The sequence below is a fragment of the Streptomyces novaecaesareae genome (assembly GCF_000716875.1).
GTDB classification, from domain to species: domain Bacteria; phylum Actinomycetota; class Actinomycetes; order Streptomycetales; family Streptomycetaceae; genus Kitasatospora; species Kitasatospora novaecaesareae.
In genome coordinates, this window is the sequence record NZ_JNWQ01000003.1 from 138,768 (window position 1) to 149,165 (window position 10,398).

General features: G+C 72.7%; 8 protein-coding genes and 2 pseudogenes. 8 read left to right on the forward strand and 2 right to left on the reverse strand.

Annotated features, from left to right (window positions below; genetic code table 11):
* Positions 1–62: 62 nt before the first annotated feature.
* Positions 63–659 carry a TIGR03086 family metal-binding protein gene (locus OP86_RS02380; protein WP_051829574.1) on the reverse strand — a complete coding sequence of 199 codons (597 nt, stop codon included), beginning with the start codon at positions 657–659 and terminating at the stop codon, positions 63–65.
* Between the two features lie 209 nt (positions 660–868).
* On the opposite strand from OP86_RS02380, the gene OP86_RS02385 reads away from it, so the two are divergent.
* Positions 869–1,441, forward strand: a complete 573-nt coding sequence (locus OP86_RS02385) for a DoxX family protein (RefSeq protein WP_030059411.1) — start codon at positions 869–871, stop codon at positions 1,439–1,441.
* A 324-nt stretch (positions 1,442–1,765) separates the two neighbouring features.
* Positions 1,766–4,051, forward strand: coding sequence for a M9 family metallopeptidase (locus tag OP86_RS02390; protein WP_234434782.1), 2,286 nt, complete (start codon positions 1,766–1,768; stop codon positions 4,049–4,051).
* 138 nt (positions 4,052–4,189) lie between these two features.
* Here OP86_RS02390 and OP86_RS02395 read toward each other — a convergent pair whose 3' ends face one another.
* On the reverse strand, positions 4,190–4,951 hold the full coding sequence (locus OP86_RS02395; RefSeq protein WP_030059413.1) for a PP2C family protein-serine/threonine phosphatase: 762 nt from the start codon (positions 4,949–4,951) through the stop codon (positions 4,190–4,192).
* Positions 4,952–5,078: 127 nt separating this feature from the next.
* Between OP86_RS02395 and OP86_RS02400 the strand changes: the two genes are divergently transcribed.
* The 6 genes and pseudogenes from OP86_RS02400 to OP86_RS35505 all read left to right on the forward strand — a co-directional run.
* Complete coding sequence (locus OP86_RS02400) at positions 5,079–6,176, forward strand: LLM class flavin-dependent oxidoreductase (RefSeq protein ID WP_030255610.1); 1,098 nt, start codon at positions 5,079–5,081, stop codon at positions 6,174–6,176.
* Positions 6,173–6,796 carry an FMN reductase gene (locus OP86_RS02405; protein WP_030059416.1) on the forward strand — a complete coding sequence of 208 codons (624 nt, stop codon included), beginning with the start codon at positions 6,173–6,175 and terminating at the stop codon, positions 6,794–6,796. Before OP86_RS02400 ends, OP86_RS02405 begins: the two co-directional genes overlap by 4 nt.
* Before the next feature lie 157 nt (positions 6,797–6,953).
* Positions 6,954–7,901 (forward strand): annotated as a pseudogene (locus OP86_RS02410) (MFS transporter); the annotation flags it as partial.
* A 213-nt stretch (positions 7,902–8,114) separates the two neighbouring features.
* Complete coding sequence (locus OP86_RS02415) at positions 8,115–9,233, forward strand: Dyp-type peroxidase (protein WP_030059418.1); 1,119 nt, start codon at positions 8,115–8,117, stop codon at positions 9,231–9,233.
* Positions 9,230–10,078 carry a family 1 encapsulin nanocompartment shell protein gene (locus OP86_RS02420; protein WP_051829575.1) on the forward strand — a complete coding sequence of 283 codons (849 nt, stop codon included), beginning with the start codon at positions 9,230–9,232 and terminating at the stop codon, positions 10,076–10,078. Before OP86_RS02415 ends, OP86_RS02420 begins: the two co-directional genes overlap by 4 nt.
* 203 nt (positions 10,079–10,281) lie before the next feature.
* Positions 10,282–10,398 (forward strand): annotated as a pseudogene (locus OP86_RS35505) (electron transfer flavoprotein subunit beta); the annotation flags it as partial.

Genomic DNA, 10,398 nt, shown 5'->3' on the forward strand with positions numbered 1-10,398 from the left:
TATCCGGCGTCGGGCCGATCGCCCCGGGGCGGGCCCCGGGTCACCCTCCGGTCACGGCCCGGTCACCCTCCGTCCCGCCGCCCGGTGAGGGCGAGCAGCCGGGTCTGCGGGCCGGCGTCCCCGGCCACGGGCAGCGGTGGGTCGAAGAGCCCGCTGCCGGAGAGGTCGCCGTAGCCGGTGATCTCGCCGAGCGCGAAGTCGACGAGGTCGGCCGGGAGCCGGGTGCGCCGGCCGATGCCCTCGGCGAGGTCCCAGGTGTGGATCACCAGGTCGGTGGTGAGCTGGTCCAGGTAGTACTGGCCGGAGACGTCGGCGAAGGAGAGGTGGACGGTCAGCTCGGTGGCGCCGGGGACGGCCCAGGCGTCCCGGGCGGCCGTGGCGGCGTCGGCCCAGGCGGCGGCCGGGTCGGTGCCGAGGACGTCGCCGTCGAAGCGGTCGCCGACCTCGGCGATGGTGGCGCCCATCAGCAGCTCGGGCACCCAGAGCTGCTCGCCGGTGAGGTGGTTGACGAGGTCGCGGACGGACCAGTCGGTGCACGGGGTGGGGGAGTCCCACTGGTCGGGGGTGATCAGCCGGACGCGGTCGCCGAAGGCGTCCAGGGCCTCGGTGTACGGGGTGCCGGTGCGCGCGGCCCGCTGGTGTTGCCTGCGTTGAGCCATGTCTCCACCCTGCCCCGGTGCGGGCGGGGTCCGCGAGTCGTTCACGGGCCGTCGGTTGTTCAAATTCGAACTCCGGGGTACGGTCGAGGAGCGGCGGTTCAAATTTGAACAAAGGCGCCGGGGTGACGACCCCCGCCCGCCGCCCTCACCACACACCACTCACGCCGGCCCCGCCGGCGACGACCGACCCTCGATCGATGGAGACGCGCATGCCGAGCAGCAGCCCGAGCACGACCGCCGCCACCAGTCCCACCCTCCGCCCGGCCCGGGAGACCTCCGGCCCCGCGACGACCTCCCCGCACGCCTATGACGCCGGACTGCTGCTCCTGCGCCTGGTCCTCGGCCTGACGATGGCCGCGCACGGCAGCCAGAAGCTGTTCGGCTGGTTCGGCGGCGGTGGGATCGACGGCACCGGCCAGTTCTTCACCATGAGCGGCTACCCGGCCGGCAACACCATGGCCGTGGTGGCGGGCCTCACCGAGACGCTGGGCGGACTCGCCCTCGCCGTCGGCCTGTTGACCCCGCTGGCGGGCGCCGCGATCGTCGGCACGATGGTCAACGCGATCGCCGTCACCTGGGGCGGCGGCTTCTTCGCCCCGAAGGGCAGCGAGTACGAGCTGCTGCTGACCGCCGGCGCCGCCGCGCTCGCGCTGACCGGCCCGGGCCGCTACGCCGTGGACCGTTTCCTGCCGGTGGTGCGGGCGCACCGCCTGGCGTACGGCGTGGCCGCCGTCGTGGTCGGCCTGGTGACGGCCGGCGTGATCCTGCTGCTGCGCAAGTAGCGCGTCCCGCCGGGCCGTTCGCGGCCCGGCGGCTCACCGGCCCGGCGGCGGCCCGGCAGTAGCCAGACAGTGGCCCCGAAGCGCACCAACTCACCGGCCCGGAGGCCGTGGTGACGAACCGTCACCACGGCCTCTGCGCGCTTTCCGCGCACATCGCACACGGCGGCGAGGGTTCCCAAGACATGTGATGTGTGCCATGGTACATGTCACATCCCCCGCCGTGTCCCCGACGGAACCGCCCCCACGCGGCGCCGTCGCCAACGGTCCTCGATCCCCCACCGGCCGCGCCCCAATCGCGGCCGACGACGGCCCGGAGGCCCTCACGTGAGTCCCGCACGTCTGCTGCGACTCCCGCAGCTGGCACGATTGTTGACGCTCGTCCTGTCGCTCTTCCTGGCGGTCGGCCTGTTCGCCCCGCAGAGCCAGGCCGCTCCCGTCGCCACCCCCGGCGGCGGCACGCCCGCCCCCACCACCCCCGCCGGACCGGCCCCCCAGCCGGCCACCGGCACCCCCCAACGCGGCGACGGTGAGCGGCAGTTCGCCTCCGCCGACCAGCGCGCCCCGCTCCCGCTGGACACCCGGCCGGCCGAAGCCCGGCCGACCGCGCAGCCCAACGGCCTCTCCGCTGCGGCCCAACAGGCCTGCACCATCAGTGACTTCACCGGCCGGACCGGCAGCGACCTGGTCCAGCACATCAAGGCCGCCGACGTCCAGTGCATCAACAGCCTCTTCCAGCTCACCGGCGGCGACGCGCGCGGCGCGTTCCGCGAGGAGCAGATGGCCACCGTGGCGTACGCGCTGCGCGACGCGGCGGGCAGCTACCCGGGCGACAACACCACCTCGGTCGAGCAGTTGGTGCTCTACCTGCGCGCGGGCTACTTCGTGCAGTGGTACCACAAGGACGACGTCGGCACGTACGGCACCGCCCTGCAGACCGCGATCCGCTCCGGGCTGGACGCGTTCTTCGGCAGCGCGCACTCCCGCGACGTCGCCGCGGGCAACGCGCCCATCCTGGGCGAGTCCGTCACCCTGATCGACAGCGCGCAGGAGAACGTCCGCTACCTCCCGGTGGTCAAGCGGCTGCTGACCGACTACGACAGCGCCACCTGGAACCCGGCCGGCATGGCCTGGTCGGTCAACCCGGTGTTCACCGTGCTGTTCCGCGGCCACCAGGTGGACGGCTTCGACGCCGCCGTCGAGGCCGACCCGAGCGTGCTGGACGCCCTGTCGGCCTTCGCCGGGCGCACCAACGACCTGCTCGGCGGCGGCTTCGACGTGCTGCCCTACAACGCGACCAAGGAGCTGGGCCGCTTCCTGAAGGACACGGCGCTCCAGGCCAAGGTCCGTCCGCTCGCCAAGGCGCTGGCCGCACAGTCCGCGCCGAGCGGCCGCACCGTCCACCAGTGGGCCGCGGTCGCCGAGGCAGTCGGCTACTACGACGCCGGCAACTGCTCGTACTACGGCACCTGCAACGCCTCCGACCAGCTCAAGTCCGGTGTGCTGACGGTGAACTACACCTGCAGCCCGAGCATCAAGCTGATCGCCCAGGCGCTGGACAGCACCCAACTGGGCACCGCCTGCACCAGCCTGACCGGCCAGGACGCCTTCTTCCACTCGGTGGTCAAGGACAACGGCCCGGTCAAGGACGACCGGAACGACACGATCGAGGTCGTGGTCTTCCACTCCTCGCTCGACTACCAGGTGCTGGCCGCCGCGATCTACGGCATCGACACCAACAACGGCGGCATGTACCTGGAGGGCAACCCGGCCGCGGCGGGCAACCAGCCGCGCTTCCTCTGCTACGAGGCCGAGTGGGCCCGCCCGTCGTTCGAGATCTGGAACCTCAACCACGAGTACACCCACTACCTCGACGGCCGGTTCGACATGTACGGCGACTTCAACGCCGGCATGACCACCCCGACCGTCTGGTGGGTCGAGGGCTTCGCCGAGTACGTCTCCTACTCGTACCGCAAGGTCACCAACGACGGCGCCATCGCGGCGGCCGCCCGGCACACCTACAAGCTGAGCGACCTCTTCGACACCGTCTACGGTGACCAGGACCGCGTCTACCGCTGGGGCTACCTCGCCGTCCGCTACATGCTGGAGCAGCACCGCCCCGACATGGACGCGGTCCTCGCCAAGTACCGCGTGGGGGACTGGGCCGGCGCCCGCACCCTGGTGAAGACCACCATCGGCACCCGGTACGACGCCGGCTTCGACAGCTGGCTGACCACCTGCGCGAACGGCGCCTGCGCCACGACCCCGACCGTCCCGCAGGTGCCGGAGTGCACCGCCGCCGACACCCGGCAGCTGGACGCCGGCTGCGCCCGCAGCAACGTCGCGGCCACCACGGGCAACTACGCGCACTTCTACCTCCTGGTGCCGGCCGGCACCAAGCAGGTGAAGATCACCACCAGCGGCGGCACCGGCAACGGCGACCTCTACTACAACGCGAGCAGCTGGGCGTACACCGGTGCGTACACCGCGCGGTCGACCGGCCCGGACAACTCCGAGACGCTGACCGTCACCAACCCGCCGGCGGGCTACGTGTACTTCAGCCTCTACGCCCAGCAGGGCTTCAGCGGGGTGACCGTCACGAGCGCGATGTGAGCCGAGCACGGCGAACGGACAGGTGACCGCCCCGGCGGAGCGCTTCGGCGCCCCGCCGGGGCGAGGCCGTTCCCCAGGCACCCCTGCGCTCCGACTACGCCCCGACTGCGCCCCTCCCAGGCCCCGACCACGCGCCGACTACGCCCCGACCCGCACCAGCGCCAGCGTGATGTTGTCCGGCCCGCCCGCCTCGATGGCCGCCTTCCACAGCTCGAACGCGGCCTTGCCGTCGGAGCGTTCGCCCCCTTCGTACGGCCGGGCCAGCAGCTCGGCCAGCTCCTCCTCGGGCACCGGGTCGGTCAGGCCGTCGCTGCACACCAGGTACCGGTCGCCGGCGGCCAGCGGGGCGGCCCGGACGTGCGGTTCGACGTAGGTGAGCCCGAGCGAGCCGCCCAGGGTCTGGGTGACCATCGAGGTGGTGCGCTGTCCGGGCGGCAGCGGCGGGCTGTCGTCCACGCTCACCCGGCTCAGCCCGTCCCCGGTGATCCGGTAGACCCGGCTGTCGCCGACGTTGAAGGCAAGCGCCTGCTCGGGCAGCAGGACCAGGCCGGCCACGGTGGTGCCCATCGCGGCGAGCTCCGGCTCCTCGGCGGCGGCCGCGTAGACGGCCCGGTTGCACTCCTGCAGCTCCTCCCGGACGGCCTCCTCGTCGGCCAGCCCGCCGCCGTCGGTGGCGAGCCGGCGGGCCACCAGGGCGCTGGCCACCTCGCCGCCGGGGTGGCCGCCCAGGCCGTCGGCCACCGCGACCACGCAGGGCGGGCCGAGCGGGAAGATCAGGGTCTGCGGGTTGGTGGTCACCGTGGCGCACAGGGTCCACGGTCCGACCGTGAGGCTGTCCTCGTTGTGCTCCCGCACCAGGCCCTCGTGGCTCAGCGCGCTGACCGCGATGTACGGCGCCATCGTCCGCCGCCCTTCCGGGGCTCCATCTGGTTGCCGGTGTCCCGCCTTCCATTGTCGGCGGGAATAAGCGTCCCCACCCGACTGCTAAGGTGGTTGAAAGTTTGACTACCTGGGATTGGTGAGCAGCATGCAGTTCGGAATCTTCACCGTCGGTGACGTGACCGCCGACCCCACCACCGGCCGGACTCCGAGCGAGCATGAGCGGATCAAGGCCATGGTGGCGATCGCGCGCAAGGCCGAGGAGGTCGGCCTGGACGTCTTCGCGACCGGCGAGCACCACAACCCGCCGTTCGTCCCGTCCTCGCCGACGACCATGCTCGGCTACCTCGCCGCGCAGACCGACCGCATCATCCTCTCCACCTCGACCACCCTGATCACCACCAACGACCCGGTGAAGATCGCCGAGGACTACGCGATGCTGCAGCACCTCGCCGACGGCCGGGTGGACCTCATGATGGGCCGCGGCAACACCGGCCCGGTCTACCCGTGGTTCGGCAAGGACATCCGCCAGGGCATCCCGCTCGCGATCGAGAACTACGCGCTGCTGCACCAGCTGTGGCGCGATGAGGTGGTGGACTGGCAGGGCCGCTTCCGCACCCCGCTGCAGGGCTTCACCTCCACCCCGCGCCCGCTCGACGACGTCCCGCCGTTCGTCTGGCACGGCTCGATCCGCAGCCCCGAGATTGCCGAACAGGCCGCCTACTACGGCGACGGCTTCTTCGCGAACAACATCTTCTGGCCCAAGGAGCACTTCCGGAAGCTGATCGAGCTCTACCGCGAGCGCTACGCCCACTACGGCCACGGCACCCCCGAGCAGGCGATCGTCGGCCTCGGCGGGCAGGTGTTCATGCGCAGGAACTCCCAGGACGCGGTGCGCGAGTTCCGCCCGTACTTCGACAACGCGCCGGTGTACGGGCACGGGCCCTCGCTGGAGGAGTTCACCGAGCAGACCCCGCTGACCGTCGGCAGCCCGCAGGAGGTCATCGAGAAGACGCTGACCTTCCGTGAGACCTTCGGCGACTACCAGCGTCAGCTGTTCCTGATGGACCACGCCGGCCTGCCGCTGAAGACGGTGCTGGAGCAGCTGGACCTGCTCGGCGAGGAGGTCGTGCCGGTGCTGCGGGAGGAGTTCGCCAAGGGCCGCCCGGCCGAGGTGCCGGACGGGCCGACCCACGCCGCGCTGGTCGCGGCCCGGGAGAACGAGACGGTGGAGGTGGCCAAGTGACCGCGTTCAAGCTGGTGGTGGTGACCGCCGGGCTCAGCAAGCCCTCCTCGACCCGCCTGCTGGCGGACCGGCTCACCGAATCGACGGTCCGTCAACTCGCCGGAGCAGGGCGCCAGGTGGACGTCAAGGTGGTCGAACTCCGCGACCTGGCAACGGAGATCGCCAACAACTTCGTCACCGGCTTCGCCGGCGCCGCGCTGCGTGAGGCGGTCGAGGCGGTGACGGAGGCGGACGGGCTGATCGCGGTCACGCCGATCTTCACCGCCTCCTACAGCGGCCTGTTCAAGTCCTTCTTCGACGTGATCGACCACGACGCGCTCACCGGCAAGCCGGTGCTGATCGCCGCCACCGGCGGCACGCCCCGGCACTCGCTCGCCCTGGAGCACGCCGTGCGTCCGCTGTTCGGCTACCTGCGCGCGGTGGTGCTGCCGACCGCCGTCTACGCGGCCACCGAGGACTGGGGCGCGGCCGGGAGCGAGCTCACCGACGGGCTGCCGCGCCGGATCGACCGCGCGGCGGGCGAGTTGGCGGCGCTGCTGTCCGGACGCGGCCCGGCGGCCCCGGCGCTGCCCGAGCAGGTGGTGCCGTTCGCCGAGCAACTGGCGGCGCTGCGGGCCTGAACCGTCAGCGGCGGATCAGGGGGCGGAAGGGGCGGGTGCGCGAGCCGGCGCGCCCGCCCCTCGCGGTGTCTCAGGACGCACCCTCCCGCGCGTCGTACGCCGTCCGCGCGGCCGCGATCTCGGGCTGGTGCGTCTCCGTCCAGTTGACCAGCGACTGGCCGCGGCCGGCTTCTCGCTGGGCCTGGTGGTCGGCGGCCTGCTGACGGCGGTCAGCTGGCGGTGGGTGTTCTTCGCCCCGGTGCTGCTGGCGGGCGCCCTGCTGGCGGCGGCCGTCCCGCTGATCCCGCGCGAGGCCGCGCCGGACCGGGCGGGCGGCGGGCGCTTCGACCTGGCCGGGGCGGTCACCGCGACCGGGGCGATGCTGCTGCTGGTGTACGGAGTGGTCCGGATCGGCGAGCCGGGCGCGGGATCCGGCACCACCGCCGCCGTGCTGGCCGGCGGGCTGGCGCTGCTGGCGGCGTTCGCGGTGATCGAGCGGCGCTCGCCCTCGCCGCTGGTGCGCCCCGGCATCCTGCGCTCCGGGCCGCTGCTGCGGGCCAACCTCGGCGCGGTGCTGTTCGCGGGCTCGTTCTTCGGCTTCCAGTTCGTCGCCACCCTCTACCTGCAGGACCTGCGCGGCTGGTCCCCGCTGCAGACCGGCCTCGCCCTGCTCGCGATCGGGGTGGACTCCGTGCTGGCACCGACCCTCACCCCGAAGCTGGTGGAGCGCTTCGGCAACGCCCGGGTGATCCTCGGCGGCTTCTTGCTGGCCGCGCTCTCGTACGGGCTGTTCCTGCCGGTCGGCGCCGACTGGACGTACCCGATGATGTTCCCGACCATGCTGCTGACCGGGCTCGCCTTCGCACTCGCGTACGGGCCGTTGACCATCGCGGCCACCGAGGGCGTCGCGGAGGAGGAGCAGGGGCTGGCCGGCGGGCTGCTCAACACCTCCTTCCAGTTCGGCGCGGCGCTCGGCCTCTCGGTGGTGACCACGGTGAACCTGGCCGCGCTCGGCTCGGGGGCGAGCGTGCTGGAGGGGTTCCGGGCCGCCCTGGTGGTGCCGGTCGCCTCGGCGGTGCTGGGCGCGGTGGTGACGGCCACCGGTGCGGGGCGGCGCCGCGCCTGACGCCCCCTCGGAAGGGCGCGACCGCTCACCCGTACGGCCCTGTCGGAGCACCGTCCGACGGGGCCGTACGGGTGCGTGCCGACCGTGCCGATTCGTCTGCTGTGCGGTGTACTGGGCCGGATGTTCCGAGATGGCCAGGGTGTCACGAGATAACCCTGCTGTCCTGAGATGCCCCGAAACCGAGCCGGCCCGAAACCGAGGAGGTCCGAGACCGTGCAGCCCGAACCGCAGCCCCGGCCCGAGCCACAGGCCGTCCTCTCCCCGCTCACCGGCGCGGCCGTCTTCCTGGTGCTCACCGTCGAACCCGGCGGCGAGGACACCGTCCGCGCCCTGCTGCCCGACCTCGCCGGGCTGCGCCGCTCGGTCGGCTTCCGGGCCCCCGAGGGCGGCCTCACCTGCGTCACCGGCATCGGCTCCGAGCTCTGGGACCGCCTCTTCGACGGCCCCCGGCCGGCCGCCCTGCACCCCTTCCGGGAGGTGGCCGGCGCTCGGCACCTGGCCCCGGCCACCCCCGGCGACCTGCTGCTGCACCTGCGGGCCGAGCGGATGGACCTCTGCTTCGAGCTGGCCGGGCAGCTCACCGGCCGCCTCGCCGGGGCGGCCGCGGTGGTCGACTCCGTCCAGGGCTTCAAGTACTTCGACGACCGGGACCTGCTCGGCTTCGTGGACGGCACCGAGAACCCGGAGGGCCGGGCCGCCGTGAGGGCCGCGCTGGTCGGCGCGGAGGACCCGGCCTTCGCCGGCGCCAGCTACGTCATCGTCCAGAAGTACCTGCACGACCTGGACAAGTGGAACGCGCTCAGCGTCGAGGAGCAGGAGGGGGCGGTCGGCCGCACCAAGCTCACCGACATCGAGCTGGCCGACGAGGCCAAACCCGCCGACTCGCACGTGGCGCTCACCGTGATCACCGGCCCGGACGGCGAGGAGCGGAAGATCGTCCGCTTCAACATGCCGTTCGGCTCCTTCGGCTCCTTCGGCCCCTCCGGTTCGGCCGGGACGGGCGGGAGGGGCGGCACCTTCGGCACCTACTTCATCGGCTACGCGCGCGACCCCGGGGTGACCGAGGAGATGCTGCGCAACATGTTCGTCGGCAACCCGCCCGGCACCACGGACCGGCTGCTCGACTTCTCCACCGCCGCCACCGGCTCGCTGTTCTTCGTCCCGACCGCCGACTTCCTCGACTCCCCGCCACTGGCGCCGGGCACCGCCGAGCCCGGTACCGCCGAGCCCGGTACCGCCGCGTCCGCCGCGTCCGGCCCGTCGGCCCCGGGCGACGGCTCACTGGGCATCGGCAGCCTCAAGCAGACCTCCCGAACAGGACCCCGCACATGAACAACCTCCACCGGGACCTCGCCCCCGTCTCCGCCGCCGCGTGGGAGGAGATCGAGGAGGAGGCCCGCCAGACCTTCAAGCTGCACATCGCCGGCCGCCGGGTGGTCGACCTGAACGGCTCCGGGGGCAGCACGCTCGCGGCCGTCGGCACCGGCCATCTGACCGGCATCGAACCGCCGGCCGACGGCGTCCGGGCGCACGCCCGGGCCGCCCAGCCGGTGGTCGAGCTGCGGGTGCCCTTCACCGTCCGCCGGGAGGCCGTGGACGACGTCGAGCGCGGCTCCCGCGACTCCGACTGGCAACCCGTCAAGGACGCCGCCCGCACCCTCGCCCTCGCCGAGGACCGGGCCGTCTTCGAGGGCTACCGCGCCGCCGCCATCGACGGCATCCGGGCCGCCTCCAGCAACCCCCCGGTCCGGCTCCCCGAAGACGTCCGCGAGTACCCCGAGGCAGTCAGCCGGGCCCTCACGGCCCTGCGGCTGGCCGGCGTCGGCGGGCCGTACTCCCTGCTGCTCGGCGCGGCCGCCTTCACCGCCGTCAACGAGACCAGCGACCACGGCCACCCCGTCCACAACCACCTGGCCCGCCTCCTCGACGGCGACATCATCTGGGCCCCCGCCCTGGAAGGCGCCTTCCTCCTCTCCACCCGCGGCGGCGACTTCGAGCTCTTCCTCGGCCAGGACGTCTCCGTCGGCTACCTCTCCCACGACGCCGACACGATCCGGCTCTACCTCCAGGAGTCCCTCGCCTTCCGCGTCTACACGGGCGAGGCCGCCGTCGCCCTGGGCGGGCCGCCGCCGGGAGAGGAGGGCCCGCGAGCCCCCGGGCACCGGGAAGGGTACTGAGTTCCTTTACGAGGGGTACTGAGTGCCGTATTCTCTCGGTGGAGCCTCTGACGCCAGTCGAAGAGAGCCGACACGGTATGCCGGTCCAGGTAGCACTTGCGACGCGCGGGTCGCGGCCGGGCCGGCCTTGGCACTCAGTACCCTCGGCATGACCTGAGGCCATGGATCCGTGCATCCGTGCACCCGTGACAGGAGAACCGCTGATGAGCTTGAGGATCGTCGTCTGTGTGAAGTACGTGCCGGATGCGACGGGTGACCGTCGTTTCGCGGACGACCACACCACCGACCGGGATGGCGTGGACGGCCTCCTGTCGGAGCTG